The organism is Cytobacillus sp. NJ13 (assembly GCA_030348385.1).
Taxonomy (GTDB): Bacteria; Bacillota; Bacilli; order Bacillales; family Cytobacillaceae; genus Cytobacillus.
The window spans coordinates 440,334-466,781 of the sequence record JAUCFP010000006.1 but is presented as its reverse complement, the minus strand read 5'-3'; the positions used below and the strand labels follow the sequence as shown (position 1 = coordinate 466,781).

General features: G+C 40.5%; 22 protein-coding genes. 4 read left to right on the top strand and 18 right to left on the bottom strand.

Annotation, left to right across the window (positions count from 1 at the left end; genetic code table 11):
• Positions 1 to 297: 297 nt before the first annotated feature.
• The 10 genes from QUF73_02320 to QUF73_02275 form a co-directional block, all read right to left on the bottom strand.
• A complete protein-coding gene (locus QUF73_02320; protein MDM5225036.1) occupies positions 298 to 1,413 on the bottom strand; it encodes a Ger(x)C family spore germination protein in 1,116 nt (371 codons plus the stop codon).
• Complete coding sequence (locus QUF73_02315) at positions 1,410 to 2,507, bottom strand: endospore germination permease (GenBank protein MDM5225035.1); 1,098 nt, start codon at positions 2,505 to 2,507, stop codon at positions 1,410 to 1,412. Before QUF73_02315 ends, QUF73_02320 begins: the two co-directional genes overlap by 4 nt.
• A complete protein-coding gene (locus QUF73_02310; protein ID MDM5225034.1) occupies positions 2,507 to 4,042 on the bottom strand; it encodes a spore germination protein in 1,536 nt (511 codons plus the stop codon). The genes QUF73_02315 and QUF73_02310 overlap by 1 nt, the downstream gene beginning before the upstream one ends.
• Before the next feature lie 163 nt (positions 4,043 to 4,205).
• A complete protein-coding gene (locus QUF73_02305; protein ID MDM5225033.1) occupies positions 4,206 to 5,372 on the bottom strand; it encodes an amidohydrolase family protein in 1,167 nt (388 codons plus the stop codon).
• Between the two features lie 70 nt (positions 5,373 to 5,442).
• Positions 5,443 to 6,564 (bottom strand): Xaa-Pro peptidase family protein, encoded by a 1,122-nt coding sequence (locus QUF73_02300; protein MDM5225032.1) that lies wholly within the window; start codon positions 6,562 to 6,564, stop codon positions 5,443 to 5,445.
• Between the two features lie 35 nt (positions 6,565 to 6,599).
• Entirely contained in the window at positions 6,600 to 8,015 is a 1,416-nt protein-coding gene (locus QUF73_02295) for a sodium:solute symporter family protein (protein MDM5225031.1), read from the bottom strand.
• 189 nt (positions 8,016 to 8,204) lie between these two features.
• On the bottom strand, positions 8,205 to 9,389 hold the full coding sequence (locus tag QUF73_02290) for an amidohydrolase family protein (GenBank protein ID MDM5225030.1): 1,185 nt from the start codon (positions 9,387 to 9,389) through the stop codon (positions 8,205 to 8,207).
• A gap of 110 nt (positions 9,390 to 9,499) precedes the next feature.
• Positions 9,500 to 11,077, bottom strand: coding sequence for a helix-turn-helix domain-containing protein (locus QUF73_02285; protein MDM5225029.1), 1,578 nt, complete (start codon positions 11,075 to 11,077; stop codon positions 9,500 to 9,502).
• A 160-nt stretch (positions 11,078 to 11,237) separates the two neighbouring features.
• The gene (locus QUF73_02280; GenBank protein MDM5225028.1) at positions 11,238 to 12,353 is read right to left on the bottom strand and encodes an endospore germination permease; all 1,116 of its coding nucleotides are present in this window, start codon (positions 12,351 to 12,353) and stop codon (positions 11,238 to 11,240) included.
• 86 nt (positions 12,354 to 12,439) lie between these two features.
• The gene (locus QUF73_02275) at positions 12,440 to 13,645 is read right to left on the bottom strand and encodes a Ger(x)C family spore germination protein (GenBank protein ID MDM5225027.1); all 1,206 of its coding nucleotides are present in this window, start codon (positions 13,643 to 13,645) and stop codon (positions 12,440 to 12,442) included.
• Between the two features lie 191 nt (positions 13,646 to 13,836).
• On the opposite strand from QUF73_02275, the gene QUF73_02270 reads away from it, so the two are divergent.
• A complete protein-coding gene (locus tag QUF73_02270) occupies positions 13,837 to 15,420 on the top strand; it encodes a spore germination protein (protein ID MDM5225026.1) in 1,584 nt (527 codons plus the stop codon).
• Positions 15,421 to 15,515: 95 nt separating this feature from the next.
• Here QUF73_02270 and QUF73_02265 read toward each other — a convergent pair whose 3' ends face one another.
• A complete protein-coding gene (locus QUF73_02265; GenBank protein ID MDM5225025.1) occupies positions 15,516 to 15,749 on the bottom strand; it encodes a hypothetical protein in 234 nt (77 codons plus the stop codon).
• Positions 15,750 to 15,912: 163 nt separating this feature from the next.
• Positions 15,913 to 16,509, bottom strand: coding sequence for a LysE family transporter (locus QUF73_02260; GenBank protein MDM5225024.1), 597 nt, complete (start codon positions 16,507 to 16,509; stop codon positions 15,913 to 15,915).
• Between the two features lie 113 nt (positions 16,510 to 16,622).
• On the opposite strand from QUF73_02260, the gene QUF73_02255 reads away from it, so the two are divergent.
• Positions 16,623 to 17,180 carry an XRE family transcriptional regulator gene (locus QUF73_02255; protein ID MDM5225023.1) on the top strand — a complete coding sequence of 186 codons (558 nt, stop codon included), beginning with the start codon at positions 16,623 to 16,625 and terminating at the stop codon, positions 17,178 to 17,180.
• A gap of 162 nt (positions 17,181 to 17,342) precedes the next feature.
• On the opposite strand, the gene QUF73_02250 is transcribed toward QUF73_02255, so the two are convergent.
• The 5 genes from QUF73_02250 to QUF73_02230 form a co-directional block, all read right to left on the bottom strand.
• Positions 17,343 to 18,446 carry an ABC transporter permease gene (locus tag QUF73_02250; GenBank protein ID MDM5225022.1) on the bottom strand — a complete coding sequence of 368 codons (1,104 nt, stop codon included), beginning with the start codon at positions 18,444 to 18,446 and terminating at the stop codon, positions 17,343 to 17,345.
• The gene (locus tag QUF73_02245) at positions 18,446 to 19,711 is read right to left on the bottom strand and encodes an ABC transporter permease (protein MDM5225021.1); all 1,266 of its coding nucleotides are present in this window, start codon (positions 19,709 to 19,711) and stop codon (positions 18,446 to 18,448) included. The genes QUF73_02250 and QUF73_02245 overlap by 1 nt, the downstream gene beginning before the upstream one ends.
• A 12-nt stretch (positions 19,712 to 19,723) precedes the next feature.
• On the bottom strand, positions 19,724 to 20,656 hold the full coding sequence (locus QUF73_02240) for an ABC transporter ATP-binding protein (protein MDM5225020.1): 933 nt from the start codon (positions 20,654 to 20,656) through the stop codon (positions 19,724 to 19,726).
• Positions 20,657 to 20,772: 116 nt separating this feature from the next.
• Positions 20,773 to 21,405: a response regulator transcription factor gene (locus QUF73_02235; GenBank protein MDM5225019.1), complete on the bottom strand. Its 633-nt coding sequence runs from the start codon at positions 21,403 to 21,405 to the stop codon at positions 20,773 to 20,775.
• A 211-nt stretch (positions 21,406 to 21,616) separates the two neighbouring features.
• Positions 21,617 to 22,738, bottom strand: a complete 1,122-nt coding sequence (locus QUF73_02230; GenBank protein ID MDM5225018.1) for a sensor histidine kinase — start codon at positions 22,736 to 22,738, stop codon at positions 21,617 to 21,619.
• Positions 22,739 to 23,127: 389 nt separating this feature from the next.
• On the opposite strand from QUF73_02230, the gene sigJ reads away from it, so the two are divergent.
• Positions 23,128 to 23,997, top strand: a complete 870-nt coding sequence (sigJ, locus tag QUF73_02225) for an RNA polymerase sigma factor SigJ (GenBank protein ID MDM5225017.1) — start codon at positions 23,128 to 23,130, stop codon at positions 23,995 to 23,997.
• A gap of 122 nt (positions 23,998 to 24,119) precedes the next feature.
• Here sigJ and QUF73_02220 read toward each other — a convergent pair whose 3' ends face one another.
• Positions 24,120 to 24,596, bottom strand: a complete 477-nt coding sequence (locus QUF73_02220) for a carboxymuconolactone decarboxylase family protein (protein MDM5225016.1) — start codon at positions 24,594 to 24,596, stop codon at positions 24,120 to 24,122.
• 414 nt (positions 24,597 to 25,010) lie between these two features.
• On the opposite strand from QUF73_02220, the gene QUF73_02215 reads away from it, so the two are divergent.
• Positions 25,011 to 26,369 (top strand): IS1182 family transposase, encoded by a 1,359-nt coding sequence (locus tag QUF73_02215; protein ID MDM5225015.1) that lies wholly within the window; start codon positions 25,011 to 25,013, stop codon positions 26,367 to 26,369.
• The last annotated feature ends 79 nt before the right edge of the window (positions 26,370 to 26,448 follow it).

The window sequence follows — 26,448 nt, the reverse complement described above, 5'->3', positions numbered from 1 at the left end:
ATTTCAGAATAAATTGATAAATAGAATTTATCATAGTTAAAACTATCTGTAAAGTGTTTATACTAAAAAATAATTGAAGTTAAATTATATGTTAGATTTGATATTAGAATTTTCTTGTATTGTTTTATGATTGATATTCAAAAGAGCAAGGAAACCTGAAAAGGAGACAGATTTCCCTTAGTTCTCTGCCTCCATGTTTTCAATGACATCCAATAGGCTTTTACTTAAAAAAATAATCGTTATCAGAAGATCCTGTAAAACCTTTGATGCCATTTCATTTACCTTTGATCCTGCTATTCAGTTTATAGCACCCATTGATTTTATGTCTATATCCAAGGAAACATCAATGTTTGCTTCTGCAAGTGCCTCACCCCAATGATCCTCAACTTTTTTATATTGTTCATATTGATAGGCTCTCGCATAAATTCCGAGTCCGATGGGATCAATTTTGTTTTCCTGGATCTTTTTAATAAGACCTTCAAATCGGGATTTCAATTCATGCTCAATCATCTTCTCCAGTTCATTTTCATTTACAGTATCTGAAGGAAATAGCTGTTCCACAATATTTGCGGTCATATGAATCTTATAGTTGAAATGAAATTTATCCTGGTTGTATTTAGTCTTTACTTTAGATTTAATCCTGCTAAGATCTATACTTAACTCGTTCCTATTAAAAATTCCTCCCTCATTCTCTAACGATGGCAGTGGAATGGAAAGGGTTAATTCTTCCGTTTGTTTATCCTTTAAAATAATCAGGAGTGTCGACTCTTTCATACTAAGAGTGTCAACATACTTTCCATTCTGATCCAACAATGATACTCCAGCTAATTCAACCTCTTGACCATTTTTCAATTCCGATATCGAAGGAGTTATTCCCTTCTCGTACATTTGCCTATGGAGTGTCTGAGGAGTGGCTAATACAGTCCTCGATCTATCAATGTTCTTATCAATAACTTCCTTCAAAAGCAAAGGTAATTGAGGTTTATCTTCCGGTTCATAATGGATAACGTCAGATACAGGACCATCAACCACTATGACTCTTGAATTTACGGAAAATGTGGGATTCCGATATATCGTATCCAAGACATAAAACCAATCTTCATGTTCTAGTACTCGTTTTCCTATCAGAAGCACTTGAATTTTCCCGGCAGTGATCGCTCCCGGTGTCAAAGTGTCAAAATTCCTCCTCGAATCCCGTATTGTTTTTGCTTTTAATTCATATGTTTCAATTTTTTTCTTGGCATCTTTATTAAACACTGGGCTTGATTCAGAAATGATTAGATTATCTTCTTCATCAAGATCAACACCAAGTATTAAGGAAATCGCTAAATCCTCTAAAGGGATATTTCGTCCACAGCTTGAAAGTATTGCAGCAAGAAAAAAGAAAAGAATCACAAGGAACCAACGTTTCATTTGCTTGCCCTCCTTTTAAACAGGCCGTGCAGCCAGACATATCCCCATAAACATATAGGAAAAACAAACGCCAGTATCAGCCCAGCTTGATCGATCATTTTTTGAAGAGAGAAATTATTATCGAAAGTTGGGGGAAACAACACAGCCAATACACATTCAATTAGTAAAAACCACGCTATATGTCTGCTATGATCTTGTTTTCCAGCCAGCTGACTTGTACAAAATACTGTCATAAACATTAATGGCAGCACTGTTGTAGAAATGACAAAAATATAAAAAGAGAAAAACACAATTTCCAGCCGTTCGATAAATTCAAATTCAATGACCTTTAAAATTATTATGGTTGGTTCATTATATATGGTAATTTCGTCAGGGCTAAAAAAGACAAATGCTCCTATGGTTATCATCAAGTACATGAGCAGCGAAAGTGTATTCGCAACTACAATACCCAAGGAGGCTTTCTCCTTCTTTTGTAAGAAAGGATAGAGAAAAAAGGCAATTTCGAAACCTACAAAAGAAAGAATGGCCGTTTTTACAGCGGAAAAAATCGGAATCCATCCTTCCTTAAGTACAGGCAGCAAATGAAGCCACTCAGCATGTTTCATAGGAATTAAATAAATGAGAATTGACCATAATGTCATGAAAAAAACGAATTCTGAATACCTGGCTAATATACTGATGTTTTTTCGAACGATTAAATAGCTTGGAATCGATAACAACAAAATTAATATCAAGATATTGGTACGAGGTAAAATCCACGCTTGGATGAAGAGAGCCTCTCTAATAAAAAGAACATGGGTCAATATAGCAAAATACAATGCAAATATTATGGTACCTGCTTTTCCTACCCATTTCCCGAAATAATGGGTTAACAGATCAAGGATCGTTCCATTCGGGTACTTCTTCATAATTTGTATAATGATTAAACTAGTCAATGTCGAAAAAAACCAGCAAATGATGATGGCAATCCAGCCATCTGTCCCTGCTTTTTCAGCTAATTCCCTTGGCAGTGTTAAGATTCCGACTCCCATTTGCACACCATGAATCAATAAAATATATTGCATCGGCGTAATTTGATTTTTTATGTTTATCATCACTGTTCGTCACCCTTTGGACGATGAGAATTTGCTTTTTTCATTTGAACGGCACTTGTACTTAAAGGGCGTTTTTTGATTGACCACTGCGGTAGTCGAATAAATACATCATTCCAATCTGGAAATCGCAAGGGGGCGATTGGACTGCCATAAGGCATTCCTAATGATTCAAGCGCAATGAAGTGTACAAGTAAGATCATTAATCCAATCGCAAGCCCCACAAATCCGAAAAGAGAAGCAAGTATCATCATCGGGAACCGGACCATTCGAATGGCTGAACCCATTTCATAATTTGGAATGATAAAAGAGGCAATAGCTGTCAATGCTACAACAATCACCATTACATTACTTACAATTCCTGCCTCCACAGCTGCTTGTCCTATGACAATACCACCAACAATGCCAACTGTTTGTCCAATTTTCGCCGGAAGCCGGACACCTGCTTCCCTTAGCATTTCCAGAGTAATCTCCATGATAAATGCCTCAAGATAAGGAGGAAAGGGAACACGTTCTCTTGATTCGCCTATGGATAATAGCAGCTTTAAAGGAATGACTTCAAAATGAAAGAAAATGATGGCGATGTAGATTGATGGCAGAAATATTGCGATTAAAAAACCGAAATATCTCATTAGACGAATGAAAGAAGCTACCATCCAACGGGAGCTATAATCATCTATAGTTTTGAAAAAAGACTCAAATGTTGCCGGGCCAATTATGACATTAGGCGATCGGTCTACCACTATTGCGATTCTTCCTTGTAAAATTTCCGAAGCCGCAAAATCAGGACGTTCTGTCAATAATAGCTGCGGAAAAGGAGAATAGGGATTGTCCTCAATGTATTCTGCAAGTACACCCGCGTTTATAATGCTATCGACATCTACTTTCTGGATTCGTTCCTCAATCTCCTTCAACACTTCATGATTCACGACATCTGCCAGATACAAGATAGCTAGCTTCGATTTTCCCCTTTCACCAACAGTCATTTCCTTTATTTTCAGTTCCCGGTTGTGAATTTGCTTACGAATTAACGCTACATTATCACCTCCGGTCTCTGTAAATCCCACATGTGCTCCAAATAATGAAGATTCAACTGGTGACGCTTCAATGGACCTTTTAGGAAAAGAAGAAGTAAAATAAATTAAAGCCTCTGTACGATTATCTACAAACAAGACGCCTTCACCATTCAAAATCGCACTTTCAATCTGCTGCCACGTATTCGTTTCTTTTATGTGACCCAATGATACCCTCAAATCCGTTTCACTATTATCACTGCCGTTCTCAAATAGAAGCGGTTTTAACACATGATTATAAATCGTCTGACTATCGGTTATTCCGCTCAGATAGACAAGTGCTGCTTGTCTATTTGATTGTTTTATGAGGAAATTCCTCACAACAAGATCTGGTGTCTCACAGAAGATTGACTGGATTTCTGCAATATTGGCCATTAATTCGGAGCTTATCAGATTTTGGTGGTGGTTATGTTTTTGCCGTTGAGAAGAACTCCGCTGCTTTTTGTACTTACGAACGAATATCATTAGAGAGATTCCCACCTATAATTATGATAACTTAGTATGTATCTTAGGCTGGAAAAACATGCAAACTGCTCTTATTTATCTATGGGCAACTGGCACCAGCTCCTCGAGCATATAAAAAAAGACATTCCAACATGAAATGTCTTTTCTTACTATCTTAGGATAATTAAAATATTTCTCCCCTTACTAAAACCATCTCTATACTTTCTAAATTACTCAGACACTCAAGCGGATTTTCTTTAAGCAAGATCAGATTTGCCCTGTAGCCCTCTTTAATTTGCCCAACGTCGCGTCCTAAAATTTTCCCGGCATTTACTGTTGCTGTTTTTAGCACCTCTTTTGCATCAGGAATCATCTCATACATGGTATACAATTCATCCAGCAGTGCCCGGTGAGATGTACATGGTGAACCAGCATCTGAACCGGCCCCAATTAAGATATTCCGGTAAAAATAGGATTCAAATGCATTCCGGTGAATGCTGACAATTTCCTCTGCTTTGTCTCTTGCATAAGATGGAATCCCCTCCTGTGTAGCAATTTGCTTATAGACGAACAATGTTGGAATCCAGGCTGTATTCCGTTCTTCCATTAAGGCAGCCAGTTCATCGTCCAGAAAATGGCCATGCTCAATCGTATCGATGCCCGCAATAATCGAATTCAATATTCCATCACGGCCAATAGCATGGGACGCAACTTTGAGTCCAAAACGATGCGCCTCTTTACAGATGACTTCCTGCTCTTCCAGGCTAAGCTCTGCATTTCCGACTTGTTCCCCTTCTATTCTTCCATAGACCCCGCCAGTAGAACTTACTTTAATCACTTCAGCACCCTTAAAAATTTGTTCGCGTACACCCTTTAAAGCCTCTTCCTTTCCATCCACAAATCTTGCCCAGAACGGATCATGGCCGCCTGTCATGGTTAATGTTTTTCCGCTGGCAATCACATCAGGACCTGAAATGAGCCCCCTTTTGATTCCTTTTGCTACATGCAGAGCAATGTCATCAACAGAGCCAATGTCCCTGACAGTCGTTATTCCGTTACGAAGATATGTTTGACAATTAGAAACAGCCCGTAGCAGCATCTGCTCATAGCCTTCTGTTTCGGAGGTTTGAACTGGATTTAATGAACCGTCCCACATCATATGAACATGTAAATCTATTAAGCCTGGAGCCAAATACCCTCCATTCCCATCCATAACCTTTACGTTGGCTGGCAGTTTGGATTCAGGAATTATGTCTTTTATCATTTCGTCCTTTATCCAAAGAGCTAAACCCTTTTTACATTCCAATTCTTCGCCATATAATAGCTGTACATTCGAAATCACAAACTCCATCACATATTCCTCCTATCACTTTTAAAAGGGAGAAGTATACTCCTTCTCCCTTTCTAGTTTGATATTTAAGTTAAAAAAGCAGGGACTGCATATCACGTGGATATTCTGTAATTAATCGGCATCCATCAGATGTAATAAGAACAGTATCAGAGTGTCTAAAACCGCCAACCCCCGGTATATAGATCCCAGGTTCAATTGAGAATGCCATTCCTTCCTCTACCACATCATGATGGTCATAACGCAAAAATGGCTGCTCATGAGCTGAAACACCTATTCCGTGTCCAGTACGGTGAATCGCATATTTTTCAAGTCCCGTTTTTTCAAACACTTGACGGGCAACACCATCTACCTCTGAAAATTTCACACCTGGTTTAATAAAATCAATCGCACGCTGCTGAGCTTCTATTGCAGCCTGAAATGCCTTTTCCTGCTGGGATGTTGGCTTCCCAACAATCACGGTTCTCTCTAATTCAGCACGATACCCATTTAGCCCAACCTGTCTGCTGTGAATAATGACATCTCCCGCTTCTATTTTTCTTGTATTGGAAAAGACGTGCGGCATAATACTTCGTTTTAACCCGGAAGGAGACATAACCACAATATCAATAACCGAATCCGGATATTGTGCAGCAGTTGCTTCAAAAAGGGCCGCATTTCCCGCTGCATCTATTTCCATTTCCGTTATTCCCGCTTGAATTTGCGCTAATGACTTGCTTACTGCCAGGTTCACTAATTGTCCGGCCTGCTCCAGCATGTGAATTTCTTCTTCATCCTTGATAAATCGCATTTGATAAATAAATGGCCCGACATCAACCACCTGATAGCCTGATTCCTGAAGATAGAGAAGAACCTCACCCGGAATAAACGCTAAATCCACACCAATTTTTGATGAGTCAGGACTTTGTTTTACCGATGCACTTATATGCTCCATATGTGATGTCTCATCCCTGCCAGCACCAGGATGCTCATAATAGACCAGAACATCATCTGCATGTGAATGTTCCAGAGCATGGGTTTCTTCAAGGCCGGGAACAATCATGGCTGTCTTTTCCTGTAAATGAAAGATGATGGGCCGTGAATAAATTAAAGCTTTAAAATTCGTTAAATAAAATTGATGGTCAGGATTAAATACAAATACGGCAGAAATTGCTTGTTCTTTCATATACTCCTTTAATCGATTGATTCGTTTCATTGAATCCACGCTTTCCAACTCCTTTTAAAGTCATATTAGCTTGTATGATCAGTCGTAAGGTCAGCAGAGACACTTTTATTTCTGGTTGCCAAACTGACAATAATGAGTGTTAAAACTGACAATGGCAAGGCAAACAGAACACTATTCCAATCTAAAGGCCGGTCAAGGCCGATTTCCCAAATCATAGTTGCAGAACCACCCACAATCATGGAGCTGATTACGCCTGCTTTTGTTGCATTCTTCCATAATACGGTTGCAAGAATGGCAGGAGTTAAGGACGCACCATACATCGTATACGAATACATTTGGATGGCCAGGACACTTGGGAAGAATTGCCCTAATACATAGGCAAGGACCCCTAATATCACGACAATGACACGGTTGTACCCTAGAAGTTTACTTTCAGATAGCTTCCTTTTGCTTGAACGCTGAATCAAGTCACTAACAATATTTCCTGATGCTGATAAAAGGTAAGAAGTAGCTGTTGTGATAATAAAGGCAACGGCTGAACAAAGAATAAGCAAACCGATTACAAGGGGTACACCATCAATCGCAAGTGATAAAATGGCTGTATCTGGTTTAATGGCAGGAAAAAGCACGATTGAGGTAGTTGCCAGAATGATCGTTAAACCAATGACAAAAACACTGCCAACAAAAAAGCCGATAGTGGATTTCCGGGCTACGTTCGGATCTTTCGCAGCAGAAAATCGCTGATACATGTTTTGATCACCTAGTACGAGTAAAAACAATGGCAGAAAGAAACCGAGAAGCTGCGGAAAGGATAAGCCGCCATTCCAGGTCTTATTTGTCTCCGGCAAAGATAGAGCTAATCCTTCAAAGCCCCCTACAGCATTCAATGCAAAGGGAACCCCGAAAAGAAAGCCAACAATAATTAAAATGGCACTAAGTGCATCCGTATACGCAACCGAAAAAAGCCCGCCGCTTACAGTTAAGAAGATGACTAGAGCACACATAATGATGGCTCCTATTTCTAATGGAATGCCAGTGGTTAATTTCAGGACGTATGCTCCGCCTGTAAACTGATAGGCTGTTATTCCGACAAAGGCAAAGATGATAATAACGGATGATATATAAAGAGCTGTTTTTCCAAAACGCCGTTCTAAAAGATCTGGTACTGTATAGATTTCAATCTCGCGAATTTTAGAAGCTATAAAATATAAAATGATAGCTCCAACAATTCCGCCTGAAAGATTAAAAATAGCGGCAAACGGTCCGTATTGGTAAATAAAGCTCGCCCCGCCGACCACAGTTCCAGACCCAACGAACGTTGCCAGAAGAGTACCCATTACGACGAATAGCGGCAAACTTCGTCCTGCAACCATGAAATCATCACTGTTTTTGACAGATTTTTTTCCGAAATACACACCAATCAACGCCATTAGAATCAGATAAAGAATGACTGCAGCTAAGTAAATGTTCAATAAGCTCACTCCTTTTACTATTTTTATATAAGGCTGTGTGGAAGCTTAATGCAGATCTAATCCTGGAACAGCGATCCATGTTTCCTAATTAATTTACTTTAGGAACGATGTATACAAGGGAGACTCCGCAATCGCAGAGCCCCGTTGCAGTTTCCTTTACAGCTTAATGAAATTATGACAAACACTGTCAACAGTATCTCAGCTGACCAAAACACCATTTTTCATAACAAGCTTGTCTCCCCGCAAACTATTTAAATCAAGCAGAGGATTGCTGTCTGTGATCAGCAGATCGGCGAACTTTCCTGGAGAAATACTGCCACGCTGATCTTCAATCCCGAGACATTCAGCAGCAACATTCGTAGATGCTTTGATGACTTCCATTTCCGACATTCCGGCTTCATGCATAATCGCTAATTCATCATAATAATAGCGGGGCGGGGTTAAAGGTGAGCCACAGTCAGTACCTGTTGCAATCTTCACTCCGATTTGAACAGCCTCCTGCAGCATGGAAAAATGCGGTCCCACTACTTGCTTAGCTTTTTCAAGTGCAAATGCCGGAATGTCCGGGCTGCTTATAAGCTGTCTCATGACAGCCATTGTCGGCACCAAAAAGGTTCCCTGATTTTTCATAATTTCAAGTGCCTGACGATCAGCATAGATACCATGTTCGATTGTATCAATCCCGACCTCTAAACAATTCATAATTCCTTCAATTCCATCTGCATGGGCAGAGACCTTCTTATTCTTCTTTAGTGCCTCTTCTTTTGCAGCACTTAGTTCTTCTATTGTTAATTGTACGGAACCTGGCTCTTCCCCTTTGGTATAAATACCGCCAGTTGCCATCACTTTTACCAGGTCTGCCCCTTCCTTGAGCACCCTTCTAGTATTCTTGCGCACTTCGTCCGGCCCATCCGATTCGTAGCCTAAATAATATACATGTCCGCCTGTCATGCAAATGGGTGCTCCCGAAGCAATAATAGTAGGTCCTAAAAGCAAGCCGGAATCAATAACATTTCTTACATGCAATACTGTCCGATCCGGTGCACCCAAATCTCTTACAGTAGTGACTCCTAATTTCAGTGTATCTAATGCATGCTTATAGGCTTCTAAAGCGATTCTGTCATTCTCTTCATTCTTTATGACGGATTGCGGGTCTGCACTTCCATTCCAAACGAGATGTACATGGCAGTCAATCAGGCCGGGAAGTATATGCTTTCCGGTACAATCAATGATTTCAAACCCTTCTGTTTCACCTGGCTCCCCTTCTTTGACCTCAGTTATTTTCCCGTTTTCAACCTTGATGTATGAATTCTCCAGTACCTCATCATTTAATCCGTCAATTATACTGCCATTTTTTAAAATCCATTTCGTGTCTGCTGGCATTTAAAGTCCTCCTATTATTTGATTATTCAAAATCATAACAATAGAAAGATTATTTATCATTGTACACTACAAACAAAAAAGGGACATGAATTTGTCCCTTTTAAACAATTCTATTGAAATTGATCTGCCTTCTGTTTATAGCTGTGTATGGAAAATGCCAGCATCAGCATTGAATAATTGGATGGATTTTGTATATCCACCTGCATTAATTCGGTTATTTTCTGCAATCTGTACTTTACCGTATTAGGATGCACAAATAATTCGCTGCTCGATTTCTGCAGATTGAAAAAGTGTTTTAAGTATGTATATAGTGTTTCGGTTAAGGAAGCATTTTTTTCCTGATCATAGACAAACAACGGCCCCAGTAATTCTTCATCGAAGTTTTGAAACAAATGATGTGATTGCAAATTATAGGCTATTTTTTCAATCCCCATCTCATCCCAAAATACCAATTGTTCATCATGAATTTGGCCATGCAGTAACCCCACAGATGATTGGTCATACATAGCTTTAATGTTGCTGCAATGATTCACTTCTTCTATCGCACTTACACCAATACGGACTCCTGGATAATCTGTCAGGATTTTTGCTAACCGATCTCTGTCTAAAATCGAATCAATCACCCCGACAATTTTTCTGTTATAAATCCATAATCGGGAGTTTGTTTCATTTTCTATTAAACTCTCAGAAAGCATTTGAAGTTTTAACTGAAGTGTTTCCGGAGAGGAGGATTGCACCTGAAAAATACATTTTACTTTCTTAAGATCCATATAAAAGTCAGATAGACTCTTATCATCGGACTCACCTTGAAAAATACTTTCAAGCATTTCTATGTCTTTGCTTTTTTGGTAGTGGAGCAATGTATTTTTATTATAGGCAGCTAAACTTAAAGCACGTATACCATTCTTAATGACCTCTTCTGAAAACTTATCCGCTGTTCCATTTCGACAAATAATCAGATAACCAAGAAAGTTCATCTTAGAAAACAGCGGGGCTACCTTGAAATTTTGATCAGAAAAACCATCCATTTTCACTGCTATATTTGTTTCGCGATTGGTGAAGCGTACTTTTAACACATTCTCTTTATGCTGATTAATTATTAAATTAATCAGGTGCTTAATCTCATCCCTGGTTTGCCCTTTCGTTTTCCAATACGCCATCAAATCAAAATACGGGTCTAACACACACACAATATTGTTTATATATTCTCCTATTACTTTTACAATGGAATTCAAATCCTTCTCCAGGAGAACAATTTCCATCAGTTTTTCATTTAATTTATGTATTTTCGAAGCCTGTTCATTTTCCCTTTGATTTACTAGCTTATTATATTTTTCGTGGATGATATAGTAAGGGACCTCTTGGGGGATTTCAAAAAGCGGGAAAGAATGGGTATTGGAGTAGTCAATAACTTCCCTTGGAATTGTTTTCAATGAGGCTGTATGAAAACCAATTCCACTAATTCCGATCTCCTGCATCCATTCCAAGTGGCTAATCATTTGCTTCACATCTTTAAAAGCGTGAAACGTGGTCATAACAAACCCTTTTTCTTTCATGCGGGATGTTTTTTCAGTAAGCTCCATGCTGGTTAAGTAAGCAATCTCTTTATTCATATTTTGCCTGCCGCCGCTCACCAGCAAAATATTATCCCTCTCTAACACATCTGCAAACTCTTTCACTGTAATCATAAGATCCCCCCTTATCTATGAATCCCTTATGTTTATCCAATAGTTTATTTATATTATAAAGGCAACTTCTGCTAAATAAAATCGAAATACACAAAGACTGCCTTTAAGCAGGCAGCCTATTAATTAAATCTCCTATTCACGCAAAAATGACCGGTGCCCTCTATGATTGCTTCTGACGAAGTTTTTTTCTCCGGATGAAATAAACCAATAACAGAGTGAATGGAAGCAGAAAGCCAATTGTAGCGGATAAAAGCGGGAAAATTTCCATGTCAAAGCTTGCAGAATGGATTGTATTCGGGTGCAGCCTCAAGGAAGCCGCCGTCAAAATCAGCCCTAAAGGCAGTGTCAGCGGACGGTAATCTTTGATACGCAAAATTTGTGCAAGACCAGCTGTACCCGCATAAAAATATATTGTCATTTTAAAGTAGATCGTGATAAACCACATTATCGCCACGACAGCTTCCAGCCGCTGCAGAAAATTTCCGACGTTGATCTTCCTGGCCAGTGTATAGCTTGGATACATCTGCCTTGCTGTATTATCAGCACCCAGCACTAATACGGTAAGCCCAATCAAAACAGTCAAACTGATTCCTGCAAAAAAGATTCCAAGAAGGAAGCTTTTTTCAGCTTCTTTTGGCTGATTGACAGAAACGGGAAAGATCATTAACAGAACGACCAATGGCAAGGAAAAAACACTTGTAAAAATAAAAATAGCCTTTACCACCGGCTTCACGCCTGCTTCGAATACTGGAAGGATCTGGTCAATATTTATTTCTGTCGGAGGCAGGATTAATGTAACGACCATAAGCAAAAACAAAAACACAAATAGAGGAAATAATAATTCCGCAGTGCGGGCAAGCGTTTCAATGCCCAAGCGAATCCCCATCACTAAAATGCAGGCAAAAATGATATGGACTGCCTCTCGCGGAGTTTCTGTAAGGACTTGTACAGTTAAGAAAGTCCCAACATAATACAGAAGTTCTGCGGCACCATATAATGAAAATAAGATAAACACTAACGAAACAGGGATGCCGAACCATTTGCCAAGAAGAATTTCATTCATCTCTACGAGTGTCTTCGCAGGAAACAATCGGCCAACCGCAATGTACAAGGACGCTACGGCTAAACCAAAAACTGTACCGATCCCGGCAGCAAGCCAGGCATCCTGCTGAACTACCTGAGCCATGATTCCGGGAATCACTAAAATGGTAGTGCCAATAGAAAATAAAATAACGAATATCTTAAATTGCCGAACACTTATTTTTTGGTTGATCATATACAACTTCCTATTGTCAGGATTTCTTTTGCCCTTTCAAGACCAGCATTAAATACTTCTCCTTATGTCACTTCTTCAGTGTAAATTTACTTATCCTTCATTTTATTGAGTGGTGAGTCTACAATTGTGCCAACTCCCCTTATTGTCACATTTACTTTTACCTCCACCGGCATTTCTGCAAAACGGTGCGCCCACTCCTTTTTGGTTTTTTTCCAATAATCCGGATGGGAACGATGGAGCGCTTCACCGAAACCAAATAAATCGGATTCATATTTTTCTTTTGCTGCAGTTACGGTCTTCTCAATTTTGGATTTGATATCCTTTTCCACTTTCTTTTCAAGTTCGGTTAAGGTATCCGCTTTCGTTAAATCAAGAGACCTGCACGCTACATCCCCAACATTTCCTTCTGCCTGAACCGTAATCGTTCCTTTCGGAATTTCATTTTTAAGTTGTGCCTTTATTTCGCCTTTAGATTGGATTATTTCAATTCCCGCTTTTCCTTCGTCCTGGCATTTCACCTTCACGATCGTGCTATCCACTTCATCTAAGGAGTAGGTAAGTCCTTTGCTCTCGTCTTCATCCAGCCATCCGGCCAATTTGTCCCCTTTAAACACACCTATCCCCTTATATTTCAATTCGGTTCTGTCTTTTGTTTGCTGGACATTCACCAGCTGTTCGCCTTTTTGGATATCCCCTTCTATGATAACTCCCGTTAATTTCGCATTAATGCCATCACTGACCAAGTCCGCAATCAAATCATCTAATGTCACTGCAAAAGTTGGTGCCCATGCTTTTTCTGATGTTTCAAGAGCATCATATAACTTATTGGCTGGAATACTCTCGAGTGATGTCAACACTTTTAATACATGCTCCGCTCTCGTATCTTTTGATACGGCAATAAAAAAATCAGATCGTACTTGATGGTCTCTGGATAAAAAATCCAATGCTTCTGAGATGCCTTCACTTGCTAATTCTTCTCCTATAATCACGATCCTTAGATGCGCCAAATACATTTTTCTCGGGGAATTGGTGGTGACCCTTCGTATTGCTTCAAACAGATTCTCCCCTTTTTCCTGAAAAACTACAATGGGGGTTCTCTGTCCGCTGCCTGTTTTTGAAGCCACTTCACCAGGGTTGACTACCTGAAGAGTAACCAAATATTCATCATCTGCTTTATCAATGCCTAACCCTAAGACAATGCCAAGCTCATTCAATTCCCTTCTGTTCCAGCATCCGGAAAGCAGGGATGCCATGCTGATGAAAATGAACAGGATCGCAATCTTTCTCTTCATCCGCTAACCCCTCTGCAAATTTTTAAGATTATTAATACATTCTCCCAAAAATGGCTATATTAATCAGACAAATAACTGATAGCTGAATAGACCGGGCTTCAGGAAACTGAACTCTTTTCTCCTCTGCCATTCATTTTGGCTTCAAAGTGTCTCTCCATCACCAGAAATACAGCTAAAAATAGGGGTATAATATGAGATTTCAACACAAAAAATTACTCAGCAGAAAAACAAAAGCCAAACAACAGGCCGATGACCCAAAACAATCAGAGAAGAATCCATTACATACAAATGTAAAAGAAAATATAAGGGTAATAAAAGAAACACTTGGAAACAGTGATGACATCATCACACGTGAGATTCGATTTGGCAAAGAAAAACGAATCAAAGCCGGCCTGATTTATATGGATGGCCTGACAGACAGTGCTTCCATCCAAAACTTTATTATGGAATCGTTAATGGTGGATTGGGATGTAGATGCAGAGAAGATAGGTTTTGGAGATCTTCTTCTATATTTAAAAGAAACGGTTATCACGGCAGGCGGGATATCGAATGTGCCGGACTATGACTCCCTTTATGATTGCCTTTTAACGGGTTATGTCATTGTCTTACTGGAAGGATATCCGAAAGGGATTGCCGTTTGCATGAAAGGAGGACAGGAAAGAAGCGTAAATGAACCGTCCTCAGAAATCTCCATCCGCGGCCCAAAAGATGCATTTACAGAAAATATTCGAACAAATACGGCTTTAATCCGCCGAAAAATAAATAATCCAAATCTATGGATGGAAACCAAAAGAATCGGAAAAGAAACGAAGACACACGTGACTGTCATGTACATCAAAGGAATTGCAAATGACAAAGTAGTCGAGGAAGTAAGGCAGCGGCTTGACAGAATCAGCATTGACAGTATTTTGGACACCTCTTATATTGAAGAATTAATTCAGGATGAGACCTATTCGCCATTTCCGACGCTTCGCCACTCTGAGCGGCCGGATGTCGTATCAGCAAGTCTTCTCGAAGGGCGTGTGGCTATTCTTGTTGACGGGACGCCTTATGTACTGATGGTCCCTGCTTTATTTGTACAATTTCTGCAATCGCCGGACGATTATTATAACCGGGCAGACATTAGCACGCTGATCAGATTCCTGCGGTATATCGGGTTTTTTATCGCGCTTTTAGGGCCATCCGTCTATATTGCCATCACCACTTTTCACCAGGAAATGCTGCCTACCGCCTTATTGATCAGCCTGGCAGGGCAGCGTGAAGGAGTTCCTTTTCCAGCCTTTATCGAAGCACTCATGATGGAAGTGACATTTGAAATCTTGAGGGAAGCAGGCATCCGATTGCCAAAAGCAATTGGGCAGGCTGTATCGATTGTGGGAACGCTGGTCATTGGAACGGCAGCTGTAGATGCCGGCATAGTATCAGCAGCCATGGTCATCGTCGTGTCCATCACGGCCATTTCAAGCTTCATCGTCAGTTCATATAATTTATCCATTTCAATCAGAATGCTGCGCTTTCCATTCATGGCATTGGCCGCTTCATTCGGTTTATTCGGCATGATCGTTGGCTTGATTGCCCTTACTCTTCATTTATGCAGCTTACGTTCATTTGGGATTCCATATATGTCACCTTTTGGTCCATTTATTGAAGAAGATCAAAAGGACGCCATTTTTCGGCTGCCAAGATGGGCCATGTCATCACGTCCCAGGTTAATCAGCCAGAAAAATATAAATCGGGAGAATACCCCTGCTCCTAAACCTGGCCAAAAGAAATAGGAATCAGCGTTAGAAATTTTAACAGCGGAAGTTAAGGGCCATGCTGGAAAATGGTAAAATTTCATCCCGTGTATCCCGCATACTGCCCTCCCTTTTCATGTTAAAAAGTTGTTCATCATGTCTGAAAGCGGCTTATAGATTGCGGTAAGCCAATCCAGCGGATTTGGAAGCTTAACGTCCAGGGCATATAGCATACATAATGCAGTTCCAAAAATCATCAGGATGGAAAATGCCCATAGTTCCTTTTTTTGTTTTTTTCTCCAGAGAGGACGGGCATCGATCGCAATGATAATAGCGATAACAATCAGTACTCCTGCAACTGCGATCATTTACATCAGTTCCTTCCGATTTCCAAATGGGAAATTGGCACATTTATACTGCCATGCCAATTTTTCAGGCTAATTATTATTCTTAACAAATAAGGGGGGTTTAAACATGAATGGGATACAGCTGCGGGCTGTATCCCATTTTATTGAACAATCATTCTATTTTTCACCGAATGAAATACCCCACAAGAATCGACCCGGCACTATACACCAGCAGCAAAGCCATTATCACATTAAACTGACTTCTATACTTCGCCAGGAAGGATTGAAAAACGGACCCAAAAACCCCCCAGCTAAAAGTACTGAGAAAACCAACAAAGGCAAGGAAAATGGAAAAGAAAATAAGACTCGTGTGTGAGGTGTGGTATGGAAGGATAAAGGTTGATATAACCGTAATTCCATACAAGATCCCCTTCGGATTAATAAATTGTAAAAGCATCCCGATTAAGAAGCCGTTATGCTTTTCCTCACTATTGTTTTGATCATCAGGTTTACTGGTCATGATTTTAAATGCCAAAAACAGCATATAAATGACCCCAATGATGGTCATGATCCATTCAATCTTTGGAATGAATTGATGAAGCATTAAATTAAAATAACTGCTGAGTATCATAATGACAAAGAACCCTGCGCTTACCCCCAAACAAAATCGAATCGTTTTTCTTAAACCGAATCGGTTAGCGAACAGCATAGCCATAATATTGTTTGGACCTGGAGTAAAGCTGGTAACAAAAACATATAAGAAAAAAGATAATAAGGACATAGCTACTTTCCTCCTTTGCATGTATGTTATAATGTGCGAAAAAGACAATATAACGATTTACTATATATTGTATATCATGGACGTTATATTGTACACACGGAAGGAATATAGATATGGAGGAAATTCATTTAATTCTTGCTAAGAATTTAAAAGCATTTCGAGAAAACAAAAAATTAAGTTTAGAGAAGGTGGCCGAATTAACGGGAGTAAGCAAAACGATGATCGGCCAAATTGAACGGGGCGAATCAAGCCCTACGATCACAACCATCTGGAAGATTGCAAATGGGTTAAAGATCTCTTTTACCTCACTGATTAATCATCCCCAGCCGGATACTCAAGTTGTTTTAAAAAAGGAAATTCAGACATTAACAGAGGATCATGGCAGGTATCGGGTATATCCTTACTTTCCTTTCGAAAACGATAAGCGATTTGAAGTGTACACCGTCGAAATTGACAAAGGAGGATATCTTAGTGCTGAACCACATATCGAAGGAACTGAAGAGTTAATCGTGGTCTTTGATGGGGAAATCACCATACGGGTTAATAACGATGAATATACGTTAGAAAGCGGTGACTCCATCAGATTCAAAGCTGATAGGCCCCATACCTATCATAATTCTGGGAAGTCTTTGGCACGTGTCAGTATGATTTTATTTTATCCGGCAGAATAAATGTATTGCTAAATTTTGTACCATAAAAATGCCTGCCCTTTATCAGAAAAGGCAGGCACATTTATTTTATGAAAACCACTTTAGAACAGCATGAGGGAACAATAAGGAAAGTCGCTGCTCCAGATGCCGAGAATGGCAGCCCTCGTATTTGCTACTTCCACCTTACCGCCTGCCCCGCTCCCCTAAATTAATCCCAATCCCCATATAAATAACTGCAATTAACAGCATTAACGAAACCGGCAGCAGAATCTCACTCCAGTCAGCACCAAAGAGAGCAGCATTCATCATCGCTTCGTGCGCATAGCCTAGAGGGAACAGGTCAGCAATAAAGGTGAATACCGGATTATCCATTACGCCCGGCGGTACATAAACACCGCTGATAATCGGGATCATCGGAATAACAGATGGATAAACCATATTGAACTTTTCCGGCGTTTTGGTAAAGCCGGCAACAAGCATAGCCATGCTAACACTGCTTAATGTAAAGACGGCTGCTATCGTCAGAATGATTGGAAGCGGCCCAATTTCATAGTTCATGACATATTTGAATATCAGAAAAACATCAGCCATTTGAAAAAATCCAATGAAAAAGCTATACAGTAAATGACCGGTATACATATTGGTTTTACTTACTGGCGAAAGGTTCAGACGGTTCCACACCCCGCTGACTTTATCCGCATTAATGCCATTGACCTTAAATCCAATGGTGAACATGGCAATAAACAAGGTAAAGCCAAACAGCAGCTGGGTCCCCATATTATGGCTGGTCAATTCTCCGCCATTCACGCTTTTGGTTGTAACGGTCAGTGGCGGTTTTTCCAGGTAGCGTTCGATTTCTTCTCTTAATTCTGCTGTATCTGCTGAGCCTGCAATCGCCTGAAGCTGTGCTTCCTCCGTAAATGCTTTATGAACTTCCTGCTCTATTAGCTGGATGTTGGGCATATCAGATGCGGTTATTAAGCGATAATCCTGTTCCATTAATAGAATGGCAACATCTCTTTTTCCCTCTCTAACCTGTTCACGTGCTGCCCCTTCTTCTGAAATCACATATTCAGTATTTTCATTATCCTTATTTAATAACTTAACCCATTTTTGTTCAATCTCCTCTGCATTTGGCCCGGAGGCAAACACAGCAACAGAGGCATTCGTCTGCCAGGCTGAGTTTCCAAAAATAAGAGTAGCTAAAATGCTTATGCCAATAAATAAGAGGATTAGAAGCGGTTTTCGTTTGTCCTTTAAAAATTGCGCGTAAAACACTGGATACATCAGCTTCGCCCCCTTTTTGGAAAGATTGACACACTGATGGCAAAACAAATGATAAATACACCCATCAGAAAAATAATCGGGAATAGCAAGTCATTGAAATGGCTATATTGAACCCATTCAATAAGGGCTGTCTGTGTCAGGCCATTTGGTGTCCATTCCCCGATTTTTTGAATGGGCTCCGGAAGTCCTTCAAGCGGAAAGAAGCTGCCGCCCAGAACGCCAAACCCCATAATGATCAGAGTAGAAATTCCACTTGCTGCATTACTGTCGCTTAAATGGAGAGTGAGAGCCGTAAATAAAGCAGAAAGTCCCCCTACTGTTAAGGCAAATGCCAGCATGACAACCATTAATCCCGCCCAAAACGTGATTGATTTTTCCGGAAATACATTTAACAGCAATTGAACTGTCGTCAGGGTAATCGCGAATTGTATAATGGAGAGAACAAAAGCTGAGACCGTTTTCCCAATTAAGAAGGACAATGGATGGCTATTCGTTAATAAAATCCGATTAAACACCTGCTCCCGCTTTTCTGTCATCGTCTTTAACGAAACGGTTTGAGCCATAAATAAGGCAAAAAGGGTGCCGACTGCGATCGTGAAATATTGGGAAATCGTATAAGCATCCGCACCATCATCCCCCTCAACCACTTCCTTGCCTCCCTTTGGCAAAATGGGTTCTGCTGCGGCCTGGACTCCTTTACTCCCAAGGGCAAACTGTGTATTTAAAGTATTAATAAAGCTATGGACGACCTCTTGCAGGGTGCTGACCTCTGCTGATTCCTCCTCCGCTAAAATGGTTATGGATCCTTGAGATGTTTCCCCTAATAGAACATGTGATAGCGACTCAAACGTAAACCCTTCTGGAATCTTAATAATCGCATCCAGTTCCCCGTTTTTCACTTGTTCCGCTGCTTCCTGTTCACTCAGGTCCTTTACAGTCACCCATTCCTTCAAATCAGAGCTGTTCAGAAAATCCTGAATAAGCTTTACAGGATCAAGCTTTTCTGCTTCTGCAAGGACTGCACTTTTTTCTTCAGATGATATTCCCTTCGCCTCTACAGCAGCTGCAAATTGCTCCTTCCCCTTCTTCACATCATCTTCCTTCACCACTGAAATATCTATTTGCATCGTTTTTTCATCCTTGAAAAGGCCTGAAAAGGCAAAATTCAAGATCACAATGATTAGGATAGGAAGCAATAATGCCATTAAGATCTCTTTGCGGTCTCTCCAGAAAACCAGAAGATCTTTTTTAATAAAAGCGCCCATTTTCACCTCTCCTTAATCCCGCAATGTTTTACCTGTCAGGTGAAGAAAGACGTCCTCCAGGCTTGGAATTTCTACTTGATAGTTCATGATTTGAATGCCTTCTTTTTCTGCAGCATGCACAAGGCTGCTTAAAAGATGATGATTCTTTTTCGCCAGAATGCGTAGCCCTTCATTCGTTTGCTCCACTTGAAGAACATCTGGCAATGTTTTAATTTTATCCGTGAATTCTTCACTTCTCTTGCTGAGCTGAACCCCGATGGTATCTTCACTGGATAAGATGCTCAGCAATTCTTCCTTGCTGCCCGTTGCGATGATTTTTCCATGGTCCATGATGTAGACACGATTGCATAATTGCTCGACCTCCTCCATGTAATGGCTCGTATACAGGACAGTAGTGCCTTGGGTTTGATTTAATTCACGAACGGTTTCTAATATATGGTTTCGTGACTGGGGGTCAATGCCGACAGTCGGTTCATCGAGTATGAGGATTTTCGGGTTATGCAGCAGAGCAGCAGCGATGTTGATTCTTCGTTTCATTCCGCCTGAAAAGGTTTTAATCAGCTCCTTTTGGCGATCCTTTAAGCCGACCATATCCAGCACTTCCTGAATACGGACTTCCAGGGTTTCTTTTTCAACACGATAGGCTTTTCCGAAAAACTTCAGATTTTCATAGGCTGATAGCTCCTCGTATAATGCGATTTCCTGTGGGACTACCCCCAGCACTTTTCTGAGATCAGAAGGGTTTTGAATCGTGCTTTTCCCATCAAGCTTTACATCCCCGGACGTCGGCCGAATAAGGGATGCAATCATGGAAATCGTCGTTGATTTACCGGCGCCATTCGGTCCGAGCAGGCCGACTGATTCGCCCGCATGCAAGTATAGGTTAATTTCATCCACCACTTTTTTATCTTTAAAACTTTTCGTCAGTTTTACCGTTTCGAGCATGGTTCCACACTCCTTTATTTAATTGATACATTTAAGATATAAAAAAGGAAACAGCATCACTACTGTCTCCCGTCACGAGTTATGTATTTCACCATTACTTTCATCATTTTATCTGATTAGACAAGGTTATGGCGGATGGCATAGATGGCGAGCTGTGTCCGGTCTCTTAAATCCAGCTTCGTCAAAATCTGGCTCGTATTATTTTTTACGGTTCCTGTTGAAATGGCGAGCCGTTCTGCGATTTCGCCATTGCTGAGCCCTTCCCCGATACACTTTAAGATGGCTCGTTCCCTGGGTGTTAGCGAAGGATCGGGTTCCTTGGTGTCCTGCTGCTTCATTAATTGAGGAACGACCTTTGCAGCTACCCCCTCTTCTATGGATAATCCGCCCTTAAGTGCACTTCGGATTGAACGGAGCAGTGAATCCGTGTCACCGTTTTTTAAAATGTAGCCGCTCACGCCGATGCGAAGCGCCTCCATGACATAATTATCGTCATCGAAGGTTGTCAGCATTAGGATTTTGGTATGGGGCCAGCGGGATTGGATGGTCTTTGCTGCTTTTAGTCCATCCATTACAGGCATGCGGATATCAAGGATGGCAATGTCAAATTGCCTTTTTTCACAAAGTGCGATGGCTTCTTTGCCGTTATCTGTTTCGCCTGTGACTTTGAACTCAGGTTCAGTTTCAATCATCATTTTTAAGCCCTGTCTTACCATTACCTGGTCTTCTGCGAGGAGTATTCGAATCATGGTATCACCTCTCTTATAGATAGTCTTTGAATTTAGCCCGTTGATTTCCGCTGCAGGCACTCGCTTTCCGTGGGGCTACCGGGAGCCTCCTCGCCGCTGCGCGTCTGCGGGGTCTCCCCTGGTTCGCTACTCCCACAGGAGTCTCGCGCCTTCCGCTGCAATCAACTCAGTGAATATATTCAAATAAGCGCCCAAAAAGCCTTTACGAAAACTACCTTATTTTAATGAATCCGTTAACTATGAAGTGTCCTTCAGTTTGGTACACCTTCATTCCACCATTATGTTTCTCTAACCGCTGCCGCATTTGGCTTAGTCCGAAGCCTTCGTGATAACTATCCGTTCCAGTGGACGGGTTTCGAATTTCGAAACGGAATATGCTTCCGCCTGGTGCTTCGAAGGTGATTTCTGCTTCTTTGGCATCACTGTGCTTCATGATATTGGTTAATGCTTCCTGGACTGATCTGTAGATTACAAAGGATTGTTCACCAGTCAACGGAGCAGAGAAGGCACCGTATTTGACAGAGAAATGAATGTGCATCATGTTTTCCAATTCGAGCCTGCGAATTAATCGCAGGATGCCTGGCAGCCCGCCGGTGTCATTTGCCTTGAGAGATTTTACGGCCCTGCGTGTTTCGTTGAGGCTTTCATTAGCCAGTTCCTTTAATGATTCCACTCTTTCCTGTTCGTTCTCTGAGGCTTGCAGGCGGAACATTTCGAGCTGCATGATAAGGGCGGTCAGCTTATGGCCAACTGAATCATGGATTTCATGGGCAATCAGCACCCGCTCCTCTTGCCTGGCAAGCTCCTCCTCTGAGACAGCTCTCCGTTTTAAATCGCGAAATTCACTGAAAATAGCCTCGTGGCGTGCTTCAAGATCCATTAGATGATCCTTTGTTTTTTTATAATGGATGAGAGCAATCAAAAGGAATATGATATTTACAGTTATGAAAGTCTGAAAGAACCAGCCCAGAGTACTATGTAAAGTGGTGAAGCCTAATGCGAATGCCCCAATTGCCCCATTCACAATACTGTATCGAAACGGAAGCCGATAAAAGCCCTCAGCGATTAGAAGGGAAAGGATGAGAATAAGAAAGGGATTAAAATGATCATTGTAAGGAAATAGGGTTGCTGCTGCAATAACCGTATTTGTACCTAATATAAAAAACAAAACAATGGGCTTTTTCTCGATCAAAGGAACGAGAAAAAATAGCAGGAAATAAAAAGCTACTCCAATTATGTAAACTGGTAATTGATTTATAGGAAGGTTAAGATAAGCAATAGCAAAAGGCCAAACAACCATATTTAATAGGATCCATAGCCAGTAGGATTTCATAAAATCCCCCCTTTTCTTAAGGGTTTACAACTGTAAATTTTATCATTTAATAACCAAATTAACCATAATTTGTTCTTATAAGCAACGTGGCTCAGATATAATATATATATAAATTCAAGACTAAAAGCAGATACACCTGTTTATCAAAAAGTCGCCTTTGATTTTCTGCTTTATATATTAAAATGCGGTATTTCAACACCACAGCCGTTTATTGATAGTAAAAAATCAAACTCTTCCTAAGCCAACACACATATTAAATACAAAGAAGTTTGTGTACTAATTTCAGGAGCACCTCTGCACTTTGTCACAAAATTTCTCCTTACCTCGTTTTATTTTTGTAGCCTTTCCTGTAAATCAGCATTTGGCAGAATAAGAATGGAAGTGAAATGATGCAAGAAATGTACATGCAATATAAAGGATTGCTGTTTAAGCTCGCCTATCAATTGACAGGATCTGCCTCTGATGCAGAGGATGTTGTGCATGATGTTTTTTTGAAACTATATGATGTTCCAAAGGAGAAGCTGACTGAGCCTAAAGCTTATCTTTGTAAAATGGTCACAAATCGATGTTATGATTTACAAAAATCGGCGCGCAAAAAACGAGAGCAGTATTTTGGAGAATGGCTTCCCGAGCCCCTGTTTCAATCGGGTTCGAATGATGATTCCATAGAATCAGTCGAGCGCGGTGATTTATTGTCTTATGCCATGATTGTACTGCTTGAACGGCTTACACCAACGGAGCGTGTTGTTTTTGTCCTGCGTGAGGCACTGGGCTTTGACTATGAAGAAATTGCAGAGCTCATGGAAAAAAGCACGGTGAACTGCCGTAAACTGTTCAGCCGTGCGCGTTCAAAAATGGGGATCACCTCTGAAGAGCTTGTTCATACTGAAACAGCCCCTAACGAACTGATTACTGACTTTCTGGCAGCACTCAAACAGGGAAACATGAAGCGAATGGTATCTATGCTTGATCCTAACGTTATACTGGTCTCTGATGGAGGAGGAAAAGCAAAGGCTGCTATTTTTCCAATTAAAACGAGTGATCACGTTGTTCGCTTTCTCATGGGAACTGTACGCAAAGCATCCATGGCTGAGGGAGCTCCGCAAATTGAAATCAGTCAGATTAACGAACAACCTGCTTTTATACAACGTTCTCATGATGGCATTCATACGGTGGGAATCATTCATACAGAGGAAAATTTGATCCGGAACATATACATTGTCCGAAACCCAGACAAACTGAAGCATACAGGGATATAAACAAAAACTACATCCGGGTTCTATTTATACGGAGACCGATAAGATGATTTCTTCCATCTTACCGGTCTTTTTTTGTTGGACTCAAGCTGTAAAAGCACATGAAAATTACGGGTTTATACCACTCATAGTCCAGCTTTAGTTAATCCAAACGCAGTGTCAGCAGAACCCGGCACATTTTTGAAAGCTATGCTGATACGGTTCCAGGCATTGATTGCCATGATGGAGAAGGTAAGATCTGATAGTTCTTTTTCTGATAGCTGCTCACGAACACTGTCATAAATATCATCAGGAACACCGTGTGCAGGTAGCTTAGTCAAAATCTCTGTCCATTCAAGTGCTGCCCGTTCGCGTGGGCTAAATAGAGTGGATTCGCGCCAAATCGGGATATGATAAAGGCGAAGCTCTCTCTCGCCATGGATTTTTGCCTCCTTGATATGCATATCCAGGCAAAATCCGCACCCATTCATTTGGGAAGCTCTAATGTGGACGAGATGACGGATTTTTTCCTCAATTGAACTTTCCTTCTCTGCATTGCTCAGTGCCATCATCTTGTTGAAAAATTCCGGTGAATGCTGCATGTAATTAATACGTTGTGTCATTATTGTTGTACCCCTTTTCTATAATAATTTTGTTTTCTACTCACATGTGAACTAAGGCTTTATCGAATCGAATATGCAAGCTCCTTGGACGGTTCCGAAATACAGGTGAATTTATTCATTTTAGCAGTCATCGTTTTCTGTTTAGATTTCTGCCTTGACTTTTTTCACCTCCCCTCTAAATCGCGTTCATAAATATAACGATCCTAGGATTCTTTTTGTGACATTCTGATTGTTAAAAAGTATTTGAGTGCAAAACTAGGAAGGTTAAAGTGGAAAGGTGCTCGAACTTAAGACAAATAAAAAGACACCTCATAGAAGTGTCTTCAGACTGTCGACAAACTCGATGAAAATCGTGCTTGTCTGCAGTCTTTTTTGTTTTAAAATAGAAGTAATACAATGTTTGAGGTGATTTAAATGCTTTCAAAACATAATCCAATTCAACGGGATCAAATTGAAATGGTTGCTTTAGACGAGCTTGTACCAGCAGATCACTTGGTTCGTAAAATTGAAGCAGTGATTGATTTCTCATTCATCTATGACTTGGTAAAAGATAAGTATTCGGAAAAAGGACGCCCAAGTATTGACCCTGTAATATTAATTAAACTCACATTAATTCAATATACCTTCGGTATTCGTTCCATGCGTCAAACCATTGAAGAATTGAAAACGAATATGGCTTATCGTTGGTTTTTAGGTTATGGATTCCACGATAAAGTTCCTCACTTCTCAACTTTCGGTAAAAACTATGAACGCCGATTTAAGAACACCGATCTCTTTGAACAGATATTTTACCGTATCTTAAAAACTGCAGCTGAAAAGAATTTAATTAGTGCTGAACACGTTTTTATAGATTCTACGCATGTAAAAGCGAGTGCAAATAAACGCAAATTTGAAAAGAAAGTTGTTCGAAAAGAAACCCGCGCCTATCAGGAACGCCTTCAAGAGGAAATTAACCAAGACCGTGAGGATCATGGAAAAAAGCCGTTTCCACCAGATAAGTTTGATAAGGAAGAACACAAAGAAATTAAGGAAAGTACAACAGATCCAGAGAGTGGCTACTATGTAAAAGATGAGCGTACAAAACAGTTCGCCTATTCTTTTCATACGGCCGCAGACCGCAACGGCTTTGTGTTAGGCACAATTGTAACTCCTGGTAACACGCATGATAGTCATATTTTAGAGCCATTGGTAGAACAAGTCATTGAGAAAGTTAGTAAACCTGAAGCTGTTGCGGCAGACGCAGCGTATAAAACACCTGCTATCACGAGCTACTTATTGAAAAACGACATCACACCTGCTTTACCTTACACACGACCTCGTACAAACAAGGGATTCTTCAGAAAACATGAGTATGTTTATGATGAGCATTTTGACTGCTACATTTGCCCAGCTGTTGAGATATTAAAATACACAACGACTACAAAGGAAGGGTATCGTCAATATAAATCTGATCCGCGAATTTGTGCTGAATGCCCCTTCTTGTCTCAATGCACACTGAGTCAAGCGCAACAAAAGCTGATTCAACGTCACGTGTGGGAGGAACCCGTGGAAGAAGCAGATCATCTTCGCCACCATCAAGTCGTCAAACCGATTTATGAAAAACGCAAGGAAACAATTGAACGAGTATTCGCGGATGCAAAAGAAAAGCATGGCATGCGTTGGACAACCCTCAGGGGACTTGAAAAATTGTCGATGCAGGCGATGCTTACTTTCGCTGCCATGAATTTAAAGAAAATGGCCAATTGGACTTGGAAAGGTCCAAAAATGGCTTAAATGATAACCTCGGAGAGGTCTGCAATTCGCTTTAATTGCTTCAAATTCAATGAAAAATCAAAAAGGGGTTCGGAATGAG

What these genes read in the sequence shown, in the direction of transcription:
- QUF73_02320 (MDM5225036.1), bottom strand. Translation starts at nt 1,413, where the DNA reads ATGAAACGTTGGTTCCTTGTGATTCTTTTCTTTTTTCTTGCTGCAATA.
- QUF73_02315 (MDM5225035.1), bottom strand. Translation starts at nt 2,507, where the DNA reads ATGATAAACATAAAAAATCAAATTACGCCGATGCAATATATTTTATTG.
- QUF73_02310 (MDM5225034.1), bottom strand. Translation starts at nt 4,042, where the DNA reads ATGATATTCGTTCGTAAGTACAAAAAGCAGCGGAGTTCTTCTCAACGG.
- QUF73_02305 (MDM5225033.1), bottom strand. Translation starts at nt 5,372, where the DNA reads ATGGAGTTTGTGATTTCGAATGTACAGCTATTATATGGCGAAGAATTG.
- QUF73_02300 (MDM5225032.1), bottom strand. Translation starts at nt 6,564, where the DNA reads ATGAAACGAATCAATCGATTAAAGGAGTATATGAAAGAACAAGCAATT.
- QUF73_02290 (MDM5225030.1), bottom strand. Translation starts at nt 9,389, where the DNA reads ATGCCAGCAGACACGAAATGGATTTTAAAAAATGGCAGTATAATTGAC.
- QUF73_02285 (MDM5225029.1), bottom strand. Translation starts at nt 11,077, where the DNA reads ATGATTACAGTGAAAGAGTTTGCAGATGTGTTAGAGAGGGATAATATT.
- QUF73_02280 (MDM5225028.1), bottom strand. Translation starts at nt 12,353, where the DNA reads ATGATCAACCAAAAAATAAGTGTTCGGCAATTTAAGATATTCGTTATT.
- QUF73_02275 (MDM5225027.1), bottom strand. Translation starts at nt 13,645, where the DNA reads ATGAAGAGAAAGATTGCGATCCTGTTCATTTTCATCAGCATGGCATCC.
- QUF73_02270 (MDM5225026.1), top strand. Translation starts at nt 13,837, where the DNA reads ATGAGATTTCAACACAAAAAATTACTCAGCAGAAAAACAAAAGCCAAA.
- QUF73_02265 (MDM5225025.1), bottom strand. Translation starts at nt 15,749, where the DNA reads ATGATCGCAGTTGCAGGAGTACTGATTGTTATCGCTATTATCATTGCG.
- QUF73_02260 (MDM5225024.1), bottom strand. Translation starts at nt 16,509, where the DNA reads ATGTCCTTATTATCTTTTTTCTTATATGTTTTTGTTACCAGCTTTACT.
- QUF73_02255 (MDM5225023.1), top strand. Translation starts at nt 16,623, where the DNA reads ATGGAGGAAATTCATTTAATTCTTGCTAAGAATTTAAAAGCATTTCGA.
- QUF73_02250 (MDM5225022.1), bottom strand. Translation starts at nt 18,446, where the DNA reads ATGTATCCAGTGTTTTACGCGCAATTTTTAAAGGACAAACGAAAACCG.
- QUF73_02245 (MDM5225021.1), bottom strand. Translation starts at nt 19,711, where the DNA reads ATGGGCGCTTTTATTAAAAAAGATCTTCTGGTTTTCTGGAGAGACCGC.
- QUF73_02240 (MDM5225020.1), bottom strand. Translation starts at nt 20,656, where the DNA reads ATGCTCGAAACGGTAAAACTGACGAAAAGTTTTAAAGATAAAAAAGTG.
- QUF73_02235 (MDM5225019.1), bottom strand. Translation starts at nt 21,405, where the DNA reads ATGATTCGAATACTCCTCGCAGAAGACCAGGTAATGGTAAGACAGGGC.
- QUF73_02230 (MDM5225018.1), bottom strand. Translation starts at nt 22,738, where the DNA reads ATGAAATCCTACTGGCTATGGATCCTATTAAATATGGTTGTTTGGCCT.
- sigJ (MDM5225017.1), top strand. Translation starts at nt 23,128, where the DNA reads ATGCAAGAAATGTACATGCAATATAAAGGATTGCTGTTTAAGCTCGCC.
- QUF73_02220 (MDM5225016.1), bottom strand. Translation starts at nt 24,596, where the DNA reads ATGACACAACGTATTAATTACATGCAGCATTCACCGGAATTTTTCAAC.
- QUF73_02215 (MDM5225015.1), top strand. Translation starts at nt 25,011, where the DNA reads ATGCTTTCAAAACATAATCCAATTCAACGGGATCAAATTGAAATGGTT.